The organism is Krasilnikovia cinnamomea, from assembly GCF_004217545.1.
In the GTDB taxonomy this organism is placed as follows: domain Bacteria; phylum Actinomycetota; class Actinomycetes; order Mycobacteriales; family Micromonosporaceae; genus Actinoplanes; species Actinoplanes cinnamomeus.
On the sequence record NZ_SHKY01000001.1, the window covers coordinates 3,533,653 to 3,556,676 of the forward strand.

Genomic DNA, 23,024 nt, shown 5'->3' on the forward strand with positions numbered 1-23,024 from the left:
ACGGTGCGTGCCGTGCCACGACCCGAGATCTACGTCAGTACGGACGTCGAGACGGACGGCCCGATCCCCGGACCGCACTCGATGCTGAGCTTCGCGTCGGCGGCGTACGGCAGCGACAAGAAACTGCTGGGTACGTTCAGCGCGAACCTGTGCACGCTGCCCGGCGCGGGCGGTGACGACAGCGCCATGGCGTGGTGGGCTACCCAACCGCAGGCGTGGGCGGCATGCCGGACCGAACAGCAGGATCCGGCCGTCGCCATGGTCGCCTACCGGGACTGGCTCGAGCGGCTGCCCGGGCGGCCGGTGTTCGTCGGCTACCCCGCCGCCTTCGACTTCATGTTCGTCTACTGGTACCTGATTCGATTCACCGGAGCGAGCCCGTTCTCGCATTCGGCGCTGGACCTCAAGTCGTACGCGATGGCCCTGCTGGGCATGCCGTTCCGGGAGACGGTGAAGCGCAACATGCCGCGCGCCTGGTTCGACGGCTCCCCGCACAGTCACGTCGCACTCGACGACGCGATCGAGCAAGGCGCGCTGTTCTGCGCGATGCTGGCCGCCAATCCGCAAACGCGACCGTGATCACGGTGCGGCCGGATGGACCGCCTGGGTCCGTCCGGCCGCACCGTTCGGCTCGCGAGCCACGGGTTCCGTACGGTCACTCGTCCGGCTCGGGGACCAGGAATCCGGCGGCCCGCACCGCCGCCAGCGTCACCACGTCCGGTGGCATCTGCGGGTACCCGTGTCGAGCGGCTGCCGGGTTGGGCTGGTCATACCGGACGCCGGTGGGGCCGCCCGGCATGGGCGCGGTGGCCTCGGGGACTCCGACCGTTGTCCAGTAGGGAACCAGTCCGACCGCGACGGCCGCGTCCGGCATTCCGGCGCCGCACCGGTACGGGTCGATTCCCCTGAGGGGACGGCAGCTCGCCTTGAGCAGCTGTGCCAGCCGCTGCACCCGGGCCGGGCCGCGCATTCCGAACCCGTACCGGAAGTCCGGGTGGTGGGCGAGGACCAGTGCGGCCAGTGCCGCGACGTGGGTGGCCGCGATGCCCGTGCCGTCGAGGGCCGCGCGGCCCTCGGGCGCCACCGCCGAGACGATGCCGACGCCGGGCGCGCAGAGGTCGACCTCGGGTCCGGCGCTGCTGAACCGGGCGGCCACGAACCCTTCGGGTGTCGGCATCCCGGACAGCTGGGAGATGTGCGGGCTTTCCGGCGGGCAGGTGCCCAGTTGTCCGATGGCGCCCACGGTGAGCGCGGCCGGTGCCGTGCCGGGGAACATCACCGGGCCGCCGGTGTCGCCGGCCGCGGCCACGCAGAGGATGCCGGCCTGTCGGGCCTCCTCCAGCTTGTGCGCCACGAGCCCGGCCGCGCCGCCCGTGTACGTGCCGAGGTCGATGACGTCGACCTCCTGGGCGATGCAGTAGTCGAGCGCCTCGATCAGGTCGCTGAGCCGCCCGCCGGGCAGCACCCGGCAGACGTGCACCTCGGCCTCGGGGGCCAGGCCGACCAGTTGGTCCCCGTCGTGCCCGAGGATCAGCGCGACGTGGTGGGTGGCGCGTCCGATCGAGTCCTGGTCCCAGGACTTCTCGTCCTGACCGACCACGTCGATGCCGCCCATGATGCCTTCGGCGGCGTCGAGACGCCCGGCGTCCACTCCGGATCCGATGACCGCTATCCGTACGCCGTGCCCCCGGTATGTCGGTGGCAGCCGGTCGAAGCCCATCGCGCGGCGCGCCCAGCCGTCGCCGTGGCGCTCACTCGCGGTGGTGTCGAGCCGCCGGCACGCCACGGTGTTGACCTCGGTGCCGGACAGGTGGGGCCGGTCGACGACCGTGCTCCAGCAGTCGGCGTGGGGGCGCACGTACACGCCGCGTACGGCGTCGAGCGAGCCGACCGGGACGGTCAGCTCCGCGGTGCCGTCGGCGCCGGTTCTGGCGACGACCGGGTAGCGGCCGCCGTGTACGTAGACCATCGCGTCGGGCAGCGCCTCGCCGCGGTCGTCGCGCACCTGGAACCGGATCGGCACCGCATCGTCGAGGGTGCCCGTGCCGGGGATTCGCGTCCACGGCGGCAGCGGTTCGTCCTGGGTCAGCGGGTGGTCGATGTCGACGTGGAACTCGGGCCGCGCGGCCAGGATCGCCGCCTGCTCCGGGGTCGCCTCAACCACGGCGACGGCCGGGAACCGGCTGCCGGGCCGGTAGATCGGCGGGGTGCCGCCGGTGGGTGGCTGTTCGGTGCTGCGGATGACGCGTAGCACCTTCAGGTCGGGGTTGCGCTGCAGCGCCTCGATGAGGTGCTGTGCGTCCGCGGCCGGGTCGGTGGGTCCGGCGCGTCCTACGGTGGTGAGGGAGGCCCAGCCGGTCGGAGCGACCAGATACCGCTCGGGGCGGGGCCGGAGGGTTTCGGGGTGCTCGCCGCCTTCGGCCGCGGTGGGGCCGCGGCTGCCGGTGGCGTGATCGCGTGGCCTGCTCGGCTCCGTCCGCCGCGACGGGTCCCCGCCGGTGCCGGATCGGCCGCCGGGTGGCGGCGCCGCTGAGGCTGCTTCGGCCCGCCGGTCCGCGGCCTTGTCGGGCCGCCCCTTCGGCTGGCCGGTACCGGGAGCCTGGCCGTGTTCGGCCATGGCGATACTCCTTCCGCTTCTGTGGCGCTGGGCCCGGGCCGTGCGGCTGTGCCCCGGCCCTACCGGCTCAGCGCGAGGGTCCGCTCGCCGGCTCGGCCGGCGGGGAGCTGGGCCGCGGGGCGGCGGCCCAGCTCTGCTGAGGTGTCGTTCGCCGGTCACCGCGATCGGGAGTGGGCGTCGGTGCGCGCGCGGGCGTCATCCACCGATCGGGGGTCGATCACCTGAGGTGTACGCGCGTGCCGGGCGGTCCTGATGGGACGCGGGCCCGACGGCGATCGCGGTGTCCGGCGGGACGAGACCCGCTACCGGCCGAACTGGCCGCCGGAGAAGGCGTACGGGGACTGCTGCTGCTGACCGAAGCCGGGCTGGCCGAAGCCCTGCTGGCCCAGGCCCTGCGGTCCGAAGCCCTGCTGCGGTCCGAAGCCCTGCTGCTGTCCGATGCCGTACTGCTGGCCCCAGCCCTGCTGCCCGGTGCCGTACTGCTGAGTGAACTGCTGTTGCTGGCCGAACTGCTGCTGTTGCGTGGCCTGCTGCTGGATGAGCTGCTGCTGCACCAGTTGCTGGGCGACCTGCTGGGCGAGCTGGAGCACCCCGGAGTAGGTGAGCTGTTGGATGACCTGCTGTGCTACCTGCTGCAGCTGGGGCTGCTGGGCGAGCACCTGCACCAGCGGGTGGGACTGCGCCTGCTGCTGGATGAGGGTCATCTGCTCCAGTTGCTGGGTGAGGCCGGGCTGCTGCGCCAGCACCTGCAGAACCTGCTGGCGGATCAGCTGCTGGGCGATGCGGTGCGCCAGCTGCTGCTGTGCGTGCTGCATCTGCTCCGGGCCGAACCGGGGGCCACCCTGTTGTGGGCCGTACGCGCTGCCGTTGTCGCCCCAGCCGCCGGGCATCTGGCCCGGGTTGGCTGTTGGCATGGTAGGTGCGTACGTCATCGCTGACATCGTTCCTCCCAACGTCCGATCTTCCTGGACAGAACGTCCATCGATATCGGACGCTACGCGTGGTGGTAAGGAGGAACAAGGCTTAGACGGCTTTCGATACATTTGATATTTGCGTGGGTAAAATGTGAAACCCTTCAGCGGTGATCACGACTACGGGGTGTCCGATGAACCCTCTACAACAGCTCATCCGCGACCGGATGGCGGAGCGGGGCTGGTCGTACGCCGACGTGGCGCGCCGGGGCGGGATTCCCCGCTCGACGGTCCACCATCTCGCCACGGCTAAGAACCTGCGCCGGCCCCCGCACCGCGCGACCCTGGAAGGGCTCGCCGAGGGCCTGACCGTACCGGTGGGTGTGGTGCATGCGGCCGCGGCGTCCGCGGCCGGGCTCGCCACCTGGCAGGAGTCCGCCGCCGACCCCGAGCTCAAACTGCTCGTCGCGGCGCTGACCCGGCTCGACGCGACCGACCGCCGCCACGTGCTGGCCCTGGTCCAGTCCATGCTCAGCGTCGACCGGTCGAACTGACGGCGGTGGTGCAGGTCACCGGAGGTGGCGCGGTCGCGTCATGATCCATACCGTGGTCCCGGCATCGACGCCTGGCGTGTATGTGCATGTGCTGATGCCTTCGGAAGGAGCCCGATCGGGGTCTCAGGGGCGAGCGGCCGGGCGACCGTGCTGCCACCACCTTCCGAATGCCGAGCGACCCGGAACGGTGTCGCGGTGTTTCAAACGGGGAGGTTCTGCCGGTGCGGTTGTGGTCCGGTCTGTTGATGGTGGGTTTGCTGGGCGCGTCCGTCGTGCCCGGGTCCGCGGCGGTCGCGGCGGAGCCGGGTGCCGGTGACGGCGCGCGCGGGTTCGTGGCGAAGGTGCATGTCGGTGACCCCAGCGGCGGCGGGGTCGCCTGCACGGGTTCGCTGGTGGACCCGTGGTGGGTGCTGACCGCCAAGCAGTGCTTCGGTGCCGGTGGGCAGGCCGTGAACGCCGGGGCGCCGGCGCGGGCCACGAAGGTGACGCTCGGCGGCGCGAACATCGCCCGTACCGGTCCGGGCGTGGTGGTGTCCGTGACGCAGGTGGTGCCTCACCCGCAGCGGGACGTGGTGCTGGTCAAGCTGGCCGCCGCGGTGGACACCCCGCCGGTCAGGGTGGCCACGGCCGCCCCGGCGAGCGGCGACGTGCTGCACATCGCCGGCTACGGGCGTACCCGCGATCAGTGGGTGCCCGACGCGGCGCACACGGGCCAGTTCACCGTGACCGCGGTGAGCGGGCCGCAGGTCGAGGTCGCGGCCAAGGATGACGCTCAGCCGGGTCCCTGCAAGGGGGATGCGGGCGGTCCGGGCCTGCGCGTCTCCGGTGACTTGGCCGAGCTGGTCGCGATCACGACGGCGGCGGGTCAGGGCGGCTGCCTGGGCGACACCGGCGGCGCGACGGGCGCCACGCAGACGCGGGTCGACGACCTGGCCGGATGGATCGATGAGCAGGCGGCCGCGGCCAAGGTGGCGATCGTGCTCAACGACAACAGTCAGAAGTGCCTGGCGATCCCGGGCAGTTCCACCAGCAACGGCACTCACTCCGTCCAGTGGAGCTGCACGGGCGGGGCGGATCAGGACTGGCGGCTCAACGCCGTGGGTGACGGCCGGTACGAGATCCGCAACGATCACAGTGGGCTGTGCCTGGCGATCGGCGGCGGATCGAAGGAGAAGGGCGCCCACGCGCTCCAGTGGACCTGCCAGAGCGGGCACGCCGAGCAGCAGTGGCTGCTGGACCGGAACGCCCGGGGTGAAACCCGGCTGCGCAACGCCAACAGTGGCCAGTGCCTGGCGATCGGCAACAGCGCGGTCGAGGACGGAGCGCACGCGTTGCAATGGCCCTGCACCGAGGGCAAGGAACAGAAGTGGACGGTCAAGTGGCGTAACCGTGGCAAGGGCGTGAAGAACGCGTTCAGCAGCCTCTGCGCGGGCACCGGCGCGGTGACCGCGAACGGCGCACACGCGGTGCAGCAGGCTTGCGACGACGCGAACGACGCGGAGTGGCAGCTGCGCGCCACGACGGGCGGTTACGTGGAGATCCGCAACGACCGCAGCGGGCAGTGCCTGGCCATCGGCGGCGGCTCGAAGGACGACGGCGCGCACGCGTTGCAGTGGCGGTGCCAGGAAAACCACGGCGAACAGCAGTGGTACGTGGACCTCGACGCGCGGGGCCTGACCTTGTTGCGCAACCGCACCAGCGACAAGTGCCTGGCCATCGTGGGCGCGTCCAAGGAACCCGGCGCCCACCTGGCCCAGTTCTCCTGCGACGCCAGCGCCACCGACCAGTCCTGGCGCCTGTAACACCGAGCCAGCCGGCGGCGATCGTTCGGTGGTGGCCCAGTGGGCCACCACCGACCAGTCACGGCGACGGCGCCGGGCGGGGCTTCTGCCAGTCGAACGTGCGCCGCACCGCCCGCTGCCAGTTGTCGTACTCCTCGGCGCGATGAGCCGGGTCCATCCGGGGCAGCCACTGCGCCGCCCGGTGCCAGTGGTCGCTCAGCGCGTCGAGATCCGGCCAGTAGCCGACCGCGAGCCCGGCCGCGTACGCCGCGCCCAGCGAGACCGTCTCGGCCACCATGGGCCGGTCGACCGGCACGTCGAGCACGTCCGCGATGAACTGCATGAGCAGGTTGTCCGAGGTCATGCCGCCGTCCACCTTGAGGCTGCGCAGGGCGAGGCCGGAGTCGGCGTTCATCGCGTCGACCACCTCGCGGGTCTGCCAGCCGGTCGCCTCCAGCACCGCGCGGGCCAGATGGCCCTTGGTGATGTAGGAGGTCAGCCCCACGATCACGCCGCGCGCCTCACTGCGCCAGTGCGGGGCGAACAGCCCGGAGAACGCGGGCACGATGTAGCAGCCGCCGTTGTCCTGCACGCTCCGGGCGAGGGTCTCGATCTCCGGGGCGCTGCCGATCAGCCCGAGCCCGTCGCGGACCCACTGCACCAGCGAACCGGTCACCGCGATCGGGCCCTCCAGCGCGTACACGGCCGGTTGCTCGCCGATCTGGTAGGCGACCGTACTGAGTAGACCGTGGGTCGATTCCACCAGGTGGGTGCCGGTGTTGAGGAGCAGGAAGCCGCCCGTGCCGTAGGTGCACTTCGCGTCACCGGGCGCGAAGCAGGTCTGGCCGAACAGCGCGGCCTGCTGGTCACCCAGGGCCGCCGCGATGGGTACGCCGGGCAGCACCGCCCGCGCCGGCGCGAACACCCGCACCGATGAGCGGATCTCCGGCAGCATCGAGGCGGGGATGCCGAAGAACGACAGCGCGCCGGGGTCCCACTGAAGCGACCGGATGTCCATCAGCATCGTGCGGCTGGCGTTGGTGACGTCGGTGACGTGGATGCCGCCGTCCGTCCCGCCGGTGAGGTTCCAGATCAGCCAGCTCTCCATCGTGCCGAGCAGCACCTCGCCACGCTCGGCGCGGTTACGCAGGCCGGGCGTGTGCTCGAGCAGCCAGTGCACCCGCGGCCCGGAGAAGTAAGGGGCGAACGGCAGTCCGCAGCGCTGCCGGACCAGCTCCGCGCCCGGTGCGGTGCCGAGTTCCTCGACGAGACCGGCCGTCCGCGTGTCCTGCCAGACGATCGCCCGGCCGATCGGGACGCCGGTGTGGCGGTCCCAGAGCACGATGGTCTCGCGCTGGTTCGTGATGCCCATCGCCGCGACCTGCTCGGCGGTGATCCCGGCCTGGCGCAGCGCGCCGGGCACGAGGCGCTGGACGTGCTGCCAGATCTCCATGGCGTCGTGCTCGACCCAGCCGGGCTTGGGAAAGAACTGGCGGTGCTCGCGCTGCACCACCGAGACCAGATGGCCGCGCTGGTCGAAGACGATGCACCGGGTGGACGTGGTGCCCTGGTCGATCGAGAGCACGTAGCGTTCACTCACGGCCGCTCCTGTCCGATGCTCACCAGCGTGCGCCGCCGAGGTCCCGGGAGACCGCGCGCGCGGCGTCACCCACGTACGTCACCAGTTTCGGTTTTGGCCGTCCCTTGCTATCGCAGATGCGCTCGACCGTCCCTGTGATCCCGATCGCACCGACGACGAGGCCGCCGTGGCCGCGGATGGGTGCGGCGACACCGGCCTGCCCGACGGTCATCTCCTCCACGTCCACGCCCCACCCGGCCTCGCGCAGCTCGGCCAGGGCGCGGGCCAGCGCCCGCCGGTCGACGATGGTGCGATGCGTGTACGGCTGCAGCTCGCCGCGCAGCAGCTGGGCCTCGGCGGCCGCGTCGAAGGCCAGTAGCACCTTGCCGAGCGCGCACGCGTGCGGCGGCAGCACCGTACCCATGTCGAGGGTCTGCAGGGTGTCGTCCGGGCGGAAGACGTGGTGGACGACCAGGACCTCGCCGTCGAGCAGCGCCCCGACCCGGACCGCCTCGCCGCTGCGCGCCGCGAGGGGGTCGGCCCAGTTGATGGCGCGCGAGCGCAGCTCGTTGGCGTCGAGGTAGCTGGTGTCCAGGTGCCGCAGCGCCGCGCCGAGGTGGTACTTGCCCGAGGCCTTGTCCTGCTCGACGAAGCGGACGTGTTGCAGGGTCCGCAGGATGCCGTGGGCGGTGCCCTTGGGCAGACCGAGCGAGCGTGCGATCTCCACCACACCGAGCCGTCCCTGCCCGCCTGCCAGCAGGCGCAGGATCGCCGCCGCGCGCTCGATGGACTGGACATTTCCGGGCATCCCGCGATGGTAGCCACGCCGCGATCGCCGGACAACGTTCGACATTGTCGAACCGCCTTCATTGACCGCCGTTTTCGCCCTTCCTAGCGTCGGAAGCCGGAAGACACCCGGACAACCCGCGAGGAGAGACCCGCATGGCTGACTTCGTCGGTGCCGTGGACCAGGGCACGACGAGCACCCGCTTCATGATCTTCGATCACGGGGGTCGGGAAGTGGGCCGTCACCAGCTCGAACACGAGCAGATCCTGCCGCAGGCCGGATGGGTCGAGCACAACCCGCTGGAGATCTGGGAACGCACCTGCTCGGTCATCCGCACCGCGATGCACGCCCGGGGACTGCGGGCCACCGATCTGGCCGCGCTCGGCGTCACCAACCAGCGCGAGACCACCGTGGTGTGGAACCGCCGCACCGGAATGCCCTACTACAACGCCATCGTCTGGCAGGACACCCGTACCGATCGCATCGCGACAGCGCTGGAGCGCGACGGGCGCGGCGAGGTGATCCGGCGCAAGGCGGGTCTGCCACCCGCGACCTACTTCTCGGCCGGGAAGATCCAGTGGATCCTGGAGAACGTCGACGGGGTCCGCGCGGCCGCCGAGGCCGGGGAGGCAGTGTTCGGCAACACCGACAGCTGGCTGCTGTGGAACCTCACCGGCGGCGTCGACTCCGGCGTGCACATCACGGACGTCACCAACGCCAGCCGCACCATGCTGATGGACCTGGAAACCCTCGACTGGGACGACGAACTGCTGTCCTTCTTCGACATTCCCCGGGCCATGCTCCCCGAGATCCGCCCCTCCTCCGACCCCAAGGGCTACGGCCACACCCTGTCCGGCGGGCCGTTCGGCGGGGAGGTCGCGCTCACCGGAGACCTCGGCGACCAGCAGGCCGCCACGGTCGGCCAGGTCTGCTTCGGGGTCGGCCAGGTGAAGAACACCTACGGTACGGGCAACTTCATGCTCCTCAACACCGGCACCGAGGTGGTCCGCTCGCGCAGCGGGCTGCTCACCACGGTGTGCTACCAGTTCGGCGCCGACAAACCCGTGTACGCGCTGGAAGGCTCCATCGCGGTCACCGGCTCCGCCGTGCAGTGGCTGCGCGACCAGCTCGGCATCATCAGCGGCGCGTCGGAGAGCGAGGCACTGGCCCGGCAGGTCGCCGACAGCGGCGGCGTGTACTTCGTCCCGGCGTTCTCCGGGCTGTTCGCGCCGTACTGGCGATCGGACGCGCGCGGCGCGATCGTCGGGCTCTCCCGCTACAACACCAACGCGCACCTGGCGCGGGCGACGTTGGAATCGATCTGCTACCAGACCCGCGACGTCATCGAGGCGATGGCCCGCGACTCCGGAGTCACCCTCGACGTGCTGCGCGTCGACGGGGGCATCACCGCCAACGAGCTCTGCATGCAGCTACAGGCCGACATCCTCGGCGTCACCGTCTCCCGGCCGGTCGTCGCCGAAACCACCGCACTGGGCGCCGCGTACGCGGCGGGCCTCGCGGTCGGCTTCTGGCGCGACACCGACGAACTCGCCCAGAACTGGAACGAAGACAAGTGCTGGCAGCCCGAGTGGACCGAAGAGCAACGGGAGAAGGGCTACGCCGGTTGGCACAAGGCCGTCCGCCGCACGCTCGACTGGGTCGACGTCGACTGACCGCACCCGCCCGGCCGCCCACCAGGCACGAGCCCCCTCGCGGACCGTCGCGTCCGAAGACCACGAAAGGAAACACCCATGCGTACCGGAACTTTGTCACCGCAGCGCCGCGACGCGGCGATGGCCGCGATGACCAGCGGTGAGGAACTCGACGTGCTCGTCGTCGGCGGCGGGGTCGTCGGGGCCGGTGCCGCCCTGGACGCCGCGACCCGCGGGCTCTCCGTCGGTGTGCTGGAGGCCCGCGACTGGGCCAGCGGCACCTCCAGCCGTTCCAGCAAGCTCATCCACGGTGGACTGCGCTACCTGGAGATGCTCGACTTCGGGTTGGTCCGGGAGGCGCTGCGGGAACGCGGCCTGCTGGTGCAGAAGCTCGCCCCGCACCTGGTGCGCCCGGTGTCGTTCCTCTACCCCCTCGAACACCGTGGCTGGGAGCGCCTGTACGCGGGCGCCGGGGTGATGCTCTACGACACCATGGGCATCTCCAGCGGCCACGCCCGCGGCCTTCCCCGGCACCGGCACCTGTCCCGTCGCGCCGCATTGCGGGAATGCCCGTCGCTGCGCCCCGAGTCGCTGATCGGCGGCATCCAGTACTACGACGCGCAGATGGACGACGCCCGCTTCACGATGTTCCTGGTGCGCACCGCGGTCGCGTACGGGGCGCACGCCGCGTCCCGGGCCCGGGTCGTCGGCTTCCTGCGCGACGGTGCCCGGGTCACCGGCGTGCGGGTGCAGGACCTGGAGCACGACCGGATCGTCGAGATCCGCGCCAAGCAGGTCATCAACGCCACCGGGGTGTGGACCGACGACGTGCAGGACCTCGTCAGCGAGCGCAAGCCGTTCAACGTGCGCGCCTCCAAGGGCATCCACCTCGTCGTGCCGCGCGACCGCGTACAGTCCTCGACGGGGTTGATCCTGCGCACCGCGACCAGCGTGCTGTTCGTCATCCCGTGGGACCAGCACTGGATCATCGGCACCACGGACACCGACTGGGACCTCGACAAGGACCACCCCGCCGCGTCCAGCCGCGACGTCGACTACCTCCTGGAAGAGGTGAACAAGGTCCTCGTCACGCCGCTGACCCGCGACGACGTGCAGGGTGTCTACGCCGGGCTGCGCCCGCTGCTGTCCGGCGAATCCGAGCTGACCGCCAAGCTGTCGCGCGAACACACCGTCGCCAGCCCGGCGCCGGGGCTCGTCGTCGTGGCGGGCGGCAAGTTCACCACGTACCGGGTGATGGCGGCCGACGCCGTGGACGCCGCCGTACGCGGACTGAACCGGACCGTGCCGCGCTGCTGCACCGACCAGGTGCCGCTGGTCGGCGCGGACGGGTTCGTGGCGATGCGCAACCAGCGCAACGCGCTCGCCGCCGAGCTGGGGTTGCACGTGTCCCAGGTGGAGCATCTGCTGCGCCGGTACGGCACCCTCACCGACGAGGTGCTCACCCTCGTGCGGGAGGACCCGAGCCTGGGGCAGCCGCTGGAGGGCGCGGACTCCTACCTGCGCGCGGAGGTCGCGTACGCGGCGCTGCACGAGGACGCCCGGCACCTGGAGGACGTGCTGACCCGGCGTACCCGGATCTCCATCGAGACGTTCGACCGGGGCACCACGGCGGCGCGGGCGGCCGGGGCCATCATGGCCGAGGTGCTCGGCTGGAGCCCGGAGCAGCTCGACCGGGAGGTCGCGCACTACCTGCAGCGGGTCGAGGCGGAACGCGCCGCGCAGGAGCAGCCCGACGACGCAACCGCCGAGCTGGCACGGCTGGGCGCCCCCGAACTGCTCGTCACGGGCTGATCCGGCGGCGCGCGGTGCGTGCGGGTTCGCCCGCACCCGCCGCGCGCTGACCGCATTCAGTGGTACTGGATGCCGGGGATGTAGCCGCCGTCGGTGAAGCGGTTGCCGATCTCGCCCACCGCTACGCCGTGCGCGCGGCCCATCGCCTCGATGGTCTCGTCGCCGGTGCCCAGCGACACCGCGACGTGGTTGTACTGCGAACCGTTGTGGCCGGCGCGGCGGAACAGCAGCGCGCCACGGACCGAGGCGGCCTCCGAGACGGACAGGCCGAGCCCGGCGTGGTGCGACGCGTCGATCTGCGACACCGAGTAGCTGGGGAACTCGACCCCGAGCCGGGCACAGGCCCAGGAGATCAGTTCCGCGCAGTCGAACTCGTCCTCGTCCGGGTTGTTCTCGTCCGCGTTCGTGCCGAGGACGTACCGGTCGTTGACCTGGTGCAGGCAGAGCTCCACGAACCGGTCGGCGGTCGCGACGTCGGTCGGGTCGTCTGCGGCGATGTTCTGCCCCTCGTGGCTGGAGAAGAGCATTCCCCAGGTGGACTCGTCCACCTGGCCGGTGATCTCCAACTGGTACGTCGCCTGGAACGCCTGCACGGCCTCGACCGTCTTGCGGCCGTAGTCGCGGTCCACGCCGCCGGTCGAGAATCCCAGCTCCGTCAGCCGTTGCTGAACCTGCTCCACGTAATCCCCTGAGTCACCCCGCCTCAGGTAGACCTCGCCGGACATGTGCGCCTCCTCGGTTGTGGGGTGCGCTCAGGGTGCTACGCGCGGGCGGGGTCGCTCCCGCACGAAAGGGCGGCCACGAGGGCACGGCCGTCCTCCCTCGCAGAAGGCGGCACGGGACCGCCCACACGGTCCGGCTCCCCTCGCGCTATCGCCGCTGCCCGCCGCGCTCATCCACCCAAGCCAGCGTGGCGCCGTACAGCCAAGCGGCTCGTGCCGGGCTGCCGCAAATCGACAGTGTGTTGGTGGAGCCTTCGCTCCAGCCGACCGTGATAACGGAACCGTCTGGCAGCGTCATTCCCCATGCCACGACGAGCGGGGTGGCAGGCCGCGACCGTGCGGAGAGGACCAGCGCAAACGAACGTGGGATGAAGTCGACATCCTCGTGGTTCGGTCCGGCGATCGGCGTCATTCATTCTCCCTGGCCGATGCGGCGTCGGCGGTGGGCGCTTTCAGCTGGCCGACCTGGGTGGCGAGCAGAAGTCCGCAGAGTTGGCAGTGCTCACTCGCGCCCCTGCCCAGCCAGAATGACGCCAGGGCAACGAGGGGCAGGCAAGCCAGAAGTACGAACGCCATCCCGATGAGTCCGTTCCGTGTATGGAATGCGAGCTGTTGGCGCTCAACAGGATTGCCCTCCATCGGTCACAAGAACAGACCCATCGTGGGAACCCACGATGGACCTCACCTGGGATCAGGCCGCTTTGCCTGCTCACTCGTCAGAGGATCCGCCAGCCCGTCATGTCGTAGGCGTCCGCTTGCAGGCCCTCGACACGACGAAGGACCTCGGCCGCTGCCGACGTGCCGGGTCGGCATTTGCGGGCGTTGGTTGCGATCATCTGAAGTTCACGAAGGCGGCACAAGGATTCGAAGCTTTCCCATGATTCGACGTCCCACCACCCGTATGTGTCGGTGAAGTCAGCGAACGATGCCGCCCCGGGCAATCCGAAGCGACGGCAATGGACGGCGATGGTGGCGATATCCCATTCGCGTGGTCCCACACCAGCCCCGTCCCAGTCCGCCAGCACCGGGGTCCCATCGAGCCTGCGTAGCGCATTTCTGGTCTGCGGATCGGTCTGGATGAGGCTGTTGCCCCGCGGAAATGTCATCTCCGACCAGGACTTGCCCAACGACTCAAGTCGACCGAAGAGAAACGCGCGGGCGTCCTCGTCGAGAATCTCGGAGAGGGTCAGTGAGCGATGAATGCTTTCGAGGGGCCGCAGGTCGGGAAGGTCAATTTCCGGGAGGGGCAGCGAATGAAGGCGATGAAGCAGTGATCCCAGCTCCGCTGTCGTTACGGGACGGTCGTGAGCCGGGTCCAGCCGCTCCCAGACGGTAACGGCATGTCCCGCGACGCGGATGGGTTGGGCCAACGCAGGGCTGAGCGGCACCGTGGGGAACCCCAACCGGGTCAGCCATCGGACGAGCGCGACTACGGAACGCACCTGGCCCATGGCGACCTCGCCCGGGGCGATCTTCACGACGACGTCATCGATCCCGTATACGGCGTTGCTGTGATGGCGGAGAAGAACCGCGTCGGAGGCGCGTAACCCCAGGAGGCGGCACACCTCGAACAGCACCGGGCGGCTTCGCTCCTCGACAAACATGGAGCTCCTAGGGTTCGAGCGCGGCACGGTTGCTCACAAGCCTACGAGCCTGCTCACGACAGGCGTGCACATAGTCCAAAAGCGTCTCCACCTCCGCGGGCCGGTTGCGTCTGGAAGGGGAGGCGATCACCTGCTCCGCCCGAGTGAGGACGATCTCCGTACGTTGCGCGGCAGGGAGGCCCGCGATGGCTGCCCGTGCGGTCGTGGCGGCCTCGGCAGGGTGCCCTTCACGTGCCTGGCAGATCGACCCATCGAGCCTGATGAAGGCCGGATCAAGCGGTACGGCGGGCTCGGGACCGTAGAGCCGCAGAGCCTCCTCCTGAATGCGATACGCGTTTCCGGTATCGGCCAGCCAGGTGTATGTGCCGGACAGATAGAACAGCAGGCGCTTCGCCGGGAAGTGGAATGCCGAGTCGGTGTCATCCTCACCGGCTTCATCGAACAGCCGCTGGCATTGGCAGATGGCATCCCAGGCTTCGTCCCGTCGGCCGAGCCGCGCCAGCGCCCGAGCACGGCCTGCCGCAGCCAGCACGGTCGATGGCGATGGCGGGGTCGCAATGGCCAAGGCTGCCTCGGCCATGGTCACGGTCTGACCAGGGTTGCCGAAGTAGTACGGCAGCATCGCCGCCTGGGCGCGAACGAGAACCTGCAGTGGCAATCGCCCACTGTCGTCGGCCGCCAGAATGGCGGACCGATACCACATTCGAGCCTCCGTGGCATCGCCTAGACGCATCAGTGCGTCGGCCAGCATTGTCGCCAGCAACGCGGCCGAGCTCGACAGACGCACCTGCACAGATGCCGGTTGTCGGCGCCGCGACAGCGACGCTATCTGGCGACATTCTGTTGCGAGCGGCATCAGCATCTCGGCGGCAGGCTTCGACGGATACTCCTGCAGGTACTCGGCGGTCGCCTGCTCTATGAGATCGAGTTGCCGTGGCGACGTCGTGGACAACGTCAACGCCTGGTCCAGGTCTTCTCGCAGGCCGGAGAGAGTGCCTCGGGTGACCTCGCCATGATCGTGGCGACCCGAGGTGGCGGCGCCACGGTCGGCCATGGTGTCATCCCGCGCAACCATGCCGCCCGGACTGCTGGGCGCGCTGCCCAGGCCCATCATGGTCCTGGGAATCCGCAGTCCATCAGCGATCCGGACAAGGACGTCGTAGTCCCGTACCGTACGTGAGCCCTTTTCGATCTCCAGTGCCCGGCTGGCAGAGATGCCGACGAGCGATCCGATTCCGCCGTACGAGAATCCCCTCCGGTGCAGGAATCTAAAGATCACCTGCACATTTCGAAGTTCCAGGAAGCTGGCAAGTGGCTGCCCTTCCCAACTACCTGACAGCCACCAGGCAGGATCAACCTCAGCCGGCACGGCAACCCTCCCGGTTGGTTCCTCGGACTCGGCAGCGATTCCACTGTAGGCAACGTTGGGCGTCGGGAGAACCGGGAGCTGTCAAGCAAAGTGATCAGCGACATCACCGGTTGTCTTTGGTCCCTCGATCGGGGAGCTGTGCGCCCATGGCGTCGGGCGTACACCGTTCACAAGGGGTGTTGTGCTCACGTCCACGTCAGCGGCCGTCTTCCGGACGATCCTGCCCGCGTGCGCGAGCGGTGATCACCGGAGGGTTCTACGCGCACATGTTTTTGAAGAGCTACCCGGGGAACGGAAAGGTGGTTGAGCCTGTTGACAACGTTTACGGTCCGATGGGACAACGGAAAGAAGTCCGTCCTCGTCGAGGACATTGAGCAGCTCGATACTGCGCTTGATCAGATCGAGAACGAGCGTGGTCCGAAAGGCCGGGTGTTCGTGGTCGATATCACGAATGGCAGGAACGCGAATGGGGTTGCGCGCGGCCTGCATATGACCGTTGGGCATCCCGTACGTAACCGAGTTTTCTGGATGGGTCCGGGCGACAACGTCGGCTTTGAGCCTGAGCTGGAGCCGTGGAACGGCGACGCGATCGAGTTCGACTACGGGCATCTCCCTACCGAGGAGACGCCGGAAACGTTGCGAGTCAGTCGAATGAAGGCGCGAGAAGCTGCGCGCGAGTTCATCCGCACCAACGAGCGACCGACGTGCCTTGCCTGGCAAACCGTTCCGTCCCCAGCAACCTGATCAGGGACATCTCCCGCCGTCGTGTCGACTCAGGACTTTGGTCCCTCGATCGATGAGTTGTGCGTCCATAGCGTCGTGCGTACACCGATCGCAAGGAGTGTTGTGCTCAACCCCACATCAGCGGCCGTCGTCCGCGCGACCCTGCCCGCCGTCCGCGACCACGCCGAGGAGATCACCGGTGCCTTCTACGCGCGGATGTTCGCCGCACACCCCGAGCTGCTGAACCTGTTCAACCGGGGGAACCAGGCCACCGGCCGGCAACGGCAGGCGCTGGCGGCGGCCGTCGTCGGCTACGCCCGACACCTCCTCGGCGACGACCCGGTGCCGTGGGAGCCGATCGCCACCCGCATCGCGCACAAGCACGCGTCGCTCGGCATCACGCCCGCGCAGTACCCGATCGTCGGCCGGCACCTGATGGCCGCGGTCGGCGAGGTGCTCGGGGCCGCGGTCACCCCGGAGGTCGCCCGCGCCTGGGACGAGGTCTACTGGCTGTTCGCCTGCGAACTCGTCGCCCGCGAGGCACGGCTCTACCACGCCGCCGGGGTGGACGACCCCGCTCAGGCCTGGCGCGACTGGCAGGTCGCCGAGCGGACCGCCGAAGCAGACGACGTCGTCTCGCTGACCCTCGCGCCGTCGGACGGGTCGGCGGCGGGCACGTTCGTGCCGGGACAGTACGTCTCCGTCGCGGTGGATCTCGGCGGCGGGGCGGGACGGCAGATCCGCCAGTACAGCCTGTCCGGAGCGCCCGGCCTGCCCACCTGGCAGATCACGGTCAAGCGGGTACGCGCACGCGCGGGCGGCCCGGACGGCGTCGTCTCCACGTACCTGCACGAGCGGGTCGGCGTGGGTGACCGGCTGCGGTTGAGCCCGCCGTTCGGTGACGTCAGCAGCGTCGGCGGAGACGGTCCGCTACTGCTGGTCAGCGCGGGCATCGGGGTCACCCCGGCGATGTCGGCGTTGCAGGATCTCGCGCGCCGCGACCCGGGCCGCGACGTGGTGCTGGTGCATGCCGACCGCACCGGCACCGCGCACCCGCTGCGCAGGCACCTGCCCGCCCTCAGCCGGGCCATGCCCCGGTTGCGGCTGGATCTCTGGTACGAGCACGGCGACGCCGACATCGCCACCGGCGCCCGGGTGAACTCCGGGCGGGTCGACCCCGAACGCATCCCGCTGCCCGAGGGCGCCGACGTGCACCTCTGCGGGCCGTTGCCGTTCATGAATCACGTCCGTGCCGGGCTGCTGCGCCGTGGGGTGCCGGGCGACCGGATCGCGTACGAGGTGTTCGGGCCGGAGCTGCTCACCGCCTGAGCGAGCGCGGCGGCACACCGGAGGCGGTCAGCAACTGTGCGATGACCGCACCAGCGTCGCGGCTCGCGTCGATGGTCACCGCGCCGCGTCCGCGCCATGCGTGCGTGAACTCCCGGTAGTAGGTGTCTGCGGCTTCCGCCGTCGCACCGGCACGGCCGAAGTCGTTGCCGACGCGGTCGCGCAACCGGTGCCGCATCGTCTCCAGGTCGATGTCGAGCAGGAACACGGTGTCGAAGCGGTCGGCCAGCTCGGCCGCGTTGGCCGCGTACCCGCACAACCATGCCGCCGGGCCCGCGTCACCCGCGACCTCGGCGGCGACGATCTCGTCCAGGCGCGCCGGATCCCAGCTCCACCGGTGCGCGGCGAGCCAGGCTGCGTCCGGTGCGGCGGGCCGAACGGCGCGCCGCCCGGCGGCGTCGGTCCAGGCGCACAGCCGTGGGTCCGCGTCGAGGCTGATCGCCCGGTGGCCCCGGTCGCGGAGCCCGCGCACGACGGTGGACTTGCCGGCGCCGGTTGCCCCGGTCACCAGAAACACCAGCACGGCCCCACTGTCCCACAGCCCCCGGCGGGGCGTGCGCGGCTCAGCTGGGTGCGTGCGCGGCGAGGAACGCCTGGGCCATCGCCGCGGCCACGTCGGCCGGGTCGGTGGCCGCCACGGCCGTGCCGCCGGTGGTGCGGGCCATCGCGGTCAGCGCGTTCATGTCCGCGTTCGCGCCGTAGCCCACCGCGATGATCGGTACGGGGCGGCGCGGATCGTTGGCCGCCTTCAGCTGTTCGCCGAACGTGGCGGAATCCATCGCGAACCGCGACTGCTCGTCCTTGCCGTCGGTGAGCACCACGACGAGAGTGACCGTGCCGGGCGCGGCGCGTTCCCGCATCATCGCCTGGCCGTCCAGCACGGACCGGAACAGCGGAGTTCCGGAGTTCGGCAGGGGACGGTAACCGGCGATGCCCCCGCTGAGGATCTCGCGGCGGGTCTTGCCGCCGACCTTCGCGGTGATCGGGCCGAGCGGGATGACCTCCTGGTGGGCGGGGCTGGCCGCCGTCGGCGTGCCGAACTGCCACAGGCCGATCGTGGTGTCGTCGCCGAAGAGCTGGCTGACGCTGAGGCCGGTCTCGCGCAGCAGCGCGGCCTTCGTGGTGCTCTGTCCGGCCTTGTCGGTGATCTTCTGGTTCATCGACCCCGAACCGTCGATCATCACGAGCACCTGGGACTTCAGCGTCCTGTACTGCGCCCACTGCAACGCGGGACCGAGCAGGCCGTCCACCCGCCCCGGCAAGGGCAGGGCGTGCGGCGTCGCGGCCACCCGGAACCCGGCGGCGGTGAGCGCCTCCGGCTCGATCGCCGCGCGCAGGCGCTCGGCCAGGTCGCGGTGGGTGGCGGTCGCCGAGATCGCGTACGGGTAGTCGGCCTCGGCCGGGCCGTCGGCCGGAACCATTCCGGTGAGCTCCACCGCGTGCGTGCCCCGCCGGTACGCGGACAACTGCTGCTCGGTGGTCGGCACCACCCCGATGTCCTGGACGGCGCCGGTCGCCGCCTGGTGCAGCAGCGCGGCCGGGTCGGCGGTCGGATTCTGCAGGCGGCTGCGCAGGGTCAGCGCCCGCAGTTGGGCGATTCCCGGGTCCTTCGTGGTGCGGGCCATCGCCTGGTGCACCGCGTACACGGCGAGGATGCCGGTGGTGTCGCGCAGCGGGTCCGCCATGGACACCCGGGCGATGCGGTGCTTGGCGACCCCGTCGACCAGGGCGGCCCAGGAGGCCTCACCCCGTACGGTGAACTGCTCGGCCGTGGCGGCGGAGGCGGCCAGGACGATCGGGGAGAACGCCAGCGGCGTGCCCTCGGCGGTGTACCGCGCGCCGTCCGCCGCCGCGATGCGCAGCCAGGCGCTGCTCGACGGGATCCACACGTCCGGTTTCGGCGTCGCGGCCTGTGTCGCCGCCGGGGTCTGCGCCCAGACCGTGATCGGGCCGCAGTCCGCGCCACCGGGGTTGACCTTGCGCGCCGCCGCCTGGATCACCGGAGCGATCTCGGGCGCGGCGGCCACCCGCAGACCGGCCTCCGGGCAGGCCAGCGCGGCCGGGACGACCGCGTCGCCGGGTGCGCCGTCGTGCCGCAGCAAGCTGACCGCGCCGCCGGTCGCCGCCGCGAGGAGCACGACGACGGACGCGGCGAAGATCCGGCGGCGCACGATGACGCGGGGCAGTCTGGGCCGCGTCCGGCCGAGGCGCCGGCGGCGGATCGAGCGCAGCACCAGCGCCCCCAGCAGCAGCAGGATCGGTACGGCGCCGCCGACGGAGAACCACAGTGCGGCGACGAACAATTCGCTGTCACCGTCCGGCCAGGCCGCGATCACGGTCGCCATCTGTTGATTCCGCCTTCGTCCAGATCTCGGGCGCGAACGGTCCCGATGGATCCTGTCGATTGCGTACCTGCGAAATGGACCGTGGCGCAGCCGGAAGATAGCAGACCGCCATCAATGACCTGGACGCTGTGTGTCGGCGCTCGTTGTTCGTCACACGATCCACTGTGGATCGGTGAATCAGCTCACTCTCGACGCGGGTCCGAATCCGCGCGCGCGCAGAATCGCCGCCAGCCGCTGCCTACGGGTGCGGCGGCCCCCGATCAGGTGAGCAGGACCGGAAGCGAGGCCAGACCTCGGGTACGGAACGACGGCCGCCACCCAAGCTCCGCGTCGGGTACGGCGAGCCGCAGCGCCGGAAAGCGGCGCACCACGGTGCCGATGGCCACGTCCAACTCCGTGCGGGCCAGCGACGCGGCCAGGCAGAAGTGGATGCCGTGCCCGAAGGTCAGGTGGCTACCGGAGCGCTGCGGATCCACCGCCTCCGGGGCGGGGAACTCGGCGGGGTCACGGTTGGCGGCGGCCACCACGAGCAGCACCGTCTCGCCGCGCGGGATCGGCACCCCGCCGATCGTGAGGTCCTCGACGGGGAAGCGCCGCAGCACCACGGGCGAGGGCGGCTCCAGCCGCAGCAGTTCCTCGATCGTCGCGGTGAGCCGTGCCGGGTCGGCGCGGACCTGGGCCAGCACCTCCGGGTGGCGCAGCAGGGTCAACAGGCCGGTGCCGATGGCGTGCACCGTGTTCTCGTAACCGGCCAGCAGCAGCAGGAACGCCAGGGAGGTCAGCTCGTGCTCGCTGAGCCGGTCGCCGTCGTCGCGCACGGCGATCAGCGCGGACAGCAGGTCGTCGCCCGGTTCGGCGCGCTTGGCCGCCAGCAGCTTCTCCAGGTACGCGTGGATCGCGCCGACCGCGCGCGCCGCGGCGGCACGGTCGTGTGCGGGCGGCGTCATCATCGTGTCGGTCCAGGACCGGAACTCGTCGCGGTCGGCCGCGGGAACCCCCAGCAGCTCACAGATGACGGCCACCGGCAGCGGGCCGGCGTAGTCGCGGACGAGGTCGGCGGAGCCCCGCGCCGCCGCCGCGTCGAGGAGCGCGTCGGCGGTCTCCTGGATGCGGGGCCGCAGGCTCTCCACCCGGCGCGGGGTGAACGCCTGGGACACCAGCCGCCGCACCCGGGTGTGGTCGGGCGGGTCCATGTTGCCCAGGTTGGCGTCCAATGCCGATGGCAGGGAGAAACCCTGCCAGCTGCCGTCGCCGTTGCGCTTGTCCAGCGACAGCCGTTGGTCGGCGAGTGCGGCGCGGACGTCGGAGTACCGGGTCACGAGCCACACGGGGGAGCCGTCGGGCAGCCGCACGCGACAGACCGGGGCCTGCACTCTGAGCTGCTCATACGTCGGGTACGGATCGCGGAGGAAGTCCGCGTCGACCGGCAGTGCCGCCGTCATCTCGCCCACACACCCCCACATGTCGGCGCAGTGACATGAGTCGGCGCAGTGACATGAAAGGCCGGGCATCCACGGGGGAAGATGCCCGGCCTCCCGCATATGGAATCACACCCGGTGCCGATCCCGCTACCCGGGCCCCCGGCTGATTCCGGCCGGACCCTCGTGGACGGCCGGGCGGCGGCGGTCCGGCGGGGACCCTCCGCAGCGCGCGGCCGATCGGGGATTTGGCCACGCGATTTCCGGCCTGGTGCGGCGGGAACTCATCGGGATTGACTCCTGACCGCAATGCGTACGAAATAGAAATCGGACGTTCGCCGGGGCCTGTGAGCCGGTGTGGGACGGTTACCGCTAAGGTGCCTGCAATAGGTTTCTTCCTGAGCATGTAACGCCCGTCCGGTGGAGTGATAAGAGCATGGCTAAGCAGATTGTTACCGTTTTGACCGATGACCTTGATGGCGGCGAGGCGGACCGTACGGTGGAGTTCGCGCTGGACGGCGTGAACTACACCATCGATTTGTCGGACCGGAACACGGGGAAGCTTCGTAAGGCGCTGGAGCCGTATATCACCGCGGGCACGCGGGTCGGCCGCAGCCAGATCGACAACCGTGGCCGTGGCCGGCGTGGCGCCCTGGTGCCGGCCAGCCGGTCCAGCCGCGAGCAGAACCAGGCGATCCGGGAGTGGGCTTCCAAGAACGGTTACGACGTGTCCGACCGCGGCCGTATCCCGACCTCGGTGGTGGACGCGTTCAACAGCCAGCGGTGAACCGCGCGCCCGCCGATGTGCGGGTGCCGTACCCGGCAAAGGCGGGACCTCGGCCAGGATCGGCCCGGGCTCCCGCCTTTGCCGTGTGCGTGGCTTTTCCGTGTTATGACACGCCATTGACACTGCTCTAACGTATAGCCGGGGACGAGATCCTTGCGTCGGTCCACAATTCGCGCAGGTAAGCGTCGGTTCAGGGCCGGTTTCGAGATGCGGAAGTGGAAGACGCTCCGACTGCCCTCGAACGGGTGAAACGGCCGCGCGGATACCTCAGTGCTGCCACCGGTCGTGATGTATCGCGTCCTGCCAGGGGCGGCGCTGCCGCCAGCCGTGGCGTTCCAGGTCGGGCACCCGTTCGAGGTGGGTGACCGGGCCGAGGCACAGCCAGGCCACGGGTCGGATGTCGGCCGGGATGTCCAGCAGCTTCTGGACGTACGCCTCGCGGTAGAACGACACCCATCCCACGCCGAGCCGCTCGGCGGTGGCCGCCAGCCACAGGTTCTGAATCGCCAGGCACACCGAGTACAGGCCCGCGTCGGCGATGGCGTGCCGGCCGAGTACGGCCGGGCTGCCGCGATCCGGGTCGTAGGTGACCACGATCGACATTGTGGACTCCAGCACCCCGTCGATCTTGATCCGGGAGAACCGGTCCGCCTGCTCCCCGGCCAGTCCGGCCGCGAAGACGTCGCGCTCCTGCCGCACGTGAGCGTGAAACGCCTCCCGTAGTGCGCGGTCGCGGACCAGGACGAAGTCCCAGGGTTGCGACAGGCCGACGCTGGGAGCGGCATGGGCGGCGGCCAGCACCCGATCCAGGACCCCGGCCGGGATCGGGGCGCCGGTGAACTCGCCCCGTACGTCGCGGCGCTGGTGGATGGCGTCGTACAGCTGGCCGGTCATCGGCACACTCCCAGAGTCTTCCTCGGCGGATTCAGGTCCAGCTATGCATACCGGATCTACCGCGCCTGTCTGCTGGAAGCGGACCGTCCCGGCTGGCATGCTCTTGTGGGCGGGAAAGAGCG

The 23,024-nt window shown here is 70.4% G+C and carries 20 protein-coding genes; 8 read left to right on the forward strand and 12 right to left on the reverse strand.

Annotation, left to right across the window (positions count from 1 at the left end; genetic code table 11):
* Window positions 1-12: 12 nt before the first annotated feature.
* A complete protein-coding gene (locus EV385_RS16005; RefSeq protein WP_130510177.1) occupies window positions 13-579 on the forward strand; it encodes a 3'-5' exonuclease family protein in 567 nt (188 codons plus the stop codon).
* A gap of 76 nt (window positions 580-655) precedes the next feature.
* On the opposite strand, the gene EV385_RS16010 is transcribed toward EV385_RS16005, so the two are convergent.
* A complete protein-coding gene (locus tag EV385_RS16010) occupies window positions 656-2,617 on the reverse strand; it encodes a S8 family serine peptidase (protein WP_130510178.1) in 1,962 nt (653 codons plus the stop codon).
* Window positions 2,618-2,919: 302 nt separating this feature from the next.
* Complete coding sequence (locus EV385_RS34320; protein WP_207229846.1) at window positions 2,920-3,549, reverse strand: hypothetical protein; 630 nt, start codon at window positions 3,547-3,549, stop codon at window positions 2,920-2,922.
* A gap of 173 nt (window positions 3,550-3,722) precedes the next feature.
* On the opposite strand from EV385_RS34320, the gene EV385_RS16020 reads away from it, so the two are divergent.
* A complete protein-coding gene (locus EV385_RS16020) occupies window positions 3,723-4,082 on the forward strand; it encodes a helix-turn-helix domain-containing protein (protein WP_130510179.1) in 360 nt (119 codons plus the stop codon).
* Between the two features lie 221 nt (window positions 4,083-4,303).
* Window positions 4,304-5,884 (forward strand): RICIN domain-containing protein, encoded by a 1,581-nt coding sequence (locus EV385_RS16025; protein WP_165449504.1) that lies wholly within the window; start codon window positions 4,304-4,306, stop codon window positions 5,882-5,884.
* Between the two features lie 58 nt (window positions 5,885-5,942).
* Here the strand turns inward: EV385_RS16025 and glpK (EV385_RS16030) are convergent, their stop codons facing one another.
* Entirely contained in the window at window positions 5,943-7,463 is a 1,521-nt protein-coding gene (glpK, locus tag EV385_RS16030) for a glycerol kinase GlpK (protein WP_130510181.1), read from the reverse strand.
* A gap of 19 nt (window positions 7,464-7,482) precedes the next feature.
* Complete coding sequence (locus EV385_RS16035; RefSeq protein WP_130510182.1) at window positions 7,483-8,250, reverse strand: IclR family transcriptional regulator; 768 nt, start codon at window positions 8,248-8,250, stop codon at window positions 7,483-7,485.
* A 134-nt stretch (window positions 8,251-8,384) separates the two neighbouring features.
* Here EV385_RS16035 and glpK (EV385_RS16040) point away from each other — a divergent pair, with 134 nt between their 5' ends.
* The gene (glpK, locus tag EV385_RS16040; protein ID WP_130510183.1) at window positions 8,385-9,902 is read left to right on the forward strand and encodes a glycerol kinase GlpK; all 1,518 of its coding nucleotides are present in this window, start codon (window positions 8,385-8,387) and stop codon (window positions 9,900-9,902) included.
* Window positions 9,903-9,980: 78 nt separating this feature from the next.
* Window positions 9,981-11,693, forward strand: coding sequence for a glycerol-3-phosphate dehydrogenase/oxidase (locus EV385_RS16045; RefSeq protein WP_130510184.1), 1,713 nt, complete (start codon window positions 9,981-9,983; stop codon window positions 11,691-11,693).
* 56 nt (window positions 11,694-11,749) lie between these two features.
* Here the strand turns inward: EV385_RS16045 and EV385_RS16050 are convergent, their stop codons facing one another.
* The 4 genes from EV385_RS16050 to EV385_RS16065 form a co-directional block, all read right to left on the reverse strand.
* Window positions 11,750-12,418, reverse strand: coding sequence for a peptidoglycan-binding domain-containing protein (locus EV385_RS16050; protein ID WP_130510185.1), 669 nt, complete (start codon window positions 12,416-12,418; stop codon window positions 11,750-11,752).
* 145 nt (window positions 12,419-12,563) lie between these two features.
* Window positions 12,564-12,827: a hypothetical protein gene (locus tag EV385_RS16055; protein ID WP_130510186.1), complete on the reverse strand. Its 264-nt coding sequence runs from the start codon at window positions 12,825-12,827 to the stop codon at window positions 12,564-12,566.
* A gap of 304 nt (window positions 12,828-13,131) precedes the next feature.
* Window positions 13,132-14,019, reverse strand: coding sequence for a phosphotransferase (locus EV385_RS16060; protein ID WP_130510187.1), 888 nt, complete (start codon window positions 14,017-14,019; stop codon window positions 13,132-13,134).
* A gap of 7 nt (window positions 14,020-14,026) precedes the next feature.
* Window positions 14,027-15,388: an NsdA family TPR-like regulatory protein gene (locus EV385_RS16065; protein WP_130510188.1), complete on the reverse strand. Its 1,362-nt coding sequence runs from the start codon at window positions 15,386-15,388 to the stop codon at window positions 14,027-14,029.
* A 303-nt stretch (window positions 15,389-15,691) separates the two neighbouring features.
* Here EV385_RS16065 and EV385_RS16070 point away from each other — a divergent pair, with 303 nt between their 5' ends.
* Window positions 15,692-16,132, forward strand: a complete 441-nt coding sequence (locus EV385_RS16070; protein WP_130510189.1) for an Imm1 family immunity protein — start codon at window positions 15,692-15,694, stop codon at window positions 16,130-16,132.
* 102 nt (window positions 16,133-16,234) lie between these two features.
* Window positions 16,235-17,440: a globin domain-containing protein gene (locus EV385_RS16075; protein WP_130510190.1), complete on the forward strand. Its 1,206-nt coding sequence runs from the start codon at window positions 16,235-16,237 to the stop codon at window positions 17,438-17,440.
* Here the strand turns inward: EV385_RS16075 and EV385_RS16080 are convergent.
* From EV385_RS16080 to EV385_RS16090, 3 genes are all read right to left on the reverse strand, one after another.
* Window positions 17,430-17,981 (reverse strand): nucleoside/nucleotide kinase family protein, encoded by a 552-nt coding sequence (locus tag EV385_RS16080; protein WP_130510191.1) that lies wholly within the window; start codon window positions 17,979-17,981, stop codon window positions 17,430-17,432. The genes EV385_RS16075 and EV385_RS16080 overlap by 11 nt on opposite strands.
* A 40-nt stretch (window positions 17,982-18,021) precedes the next feature.
* Window positions 18,022-19,803 (reverse strand): substrate-binding domain-containing protein, encoded by a 1,782-nt coding sequence (locus tag EV385_RS16085; RefSeq protein WP_130510192.1) that lies wholly within the window; start codon window positions 19,801-19,803, stop codon window positions 18,022-18,024.
* 260 nt (window positions 19,804-20,063) lie between these two features.
* Window positions 20,064-21,245, reverse strand: coding sequence for a cytochrome P450 family protein (locus EV385_RS16090; RefSeq protein WP_130510193.1), 1,182 nt, complete (start codon window positions 21,243-21,245; stop codon window positions 20,064-20,066).
* A 412-nt stretch (window positions 21,246-21,657) separates the two neighbouring features.
* Here EV385_RS16090 and EV385_RS16095 point away from each other — a divergent pair, with 412 nt between their 5' ends.
* Window positions 21,658-22,008: a histone-like nucleoid-structuring protein Lsr2 gene (locus EV385_RS16095; RefSeq protein WP_130510194.1), complete on the forward strand. Its 351-nt coding sequence runs from the start codon at window positions 21,658-21,660 to the stop codon at window positions 22,006-22,008.
* Between the two features lie 267 nt (window positions 22,009-22,275).
* On the opposite strand, the gene bluB is transcribed toward EV385_RS16095, so the two are convergent.
* Entirely contained in the window at window positions 22,276-22,902 is a 627-nt protein-coding gene (gene bluB, locus EV385_RS16100; protein WP_130510195.1) for a 5,6-dimethylbenzimidazole synthase, read from the reverse strand.
* Between the last annotated feature and the right edge of the window lie 122 nt (window positions 22,903-23,024).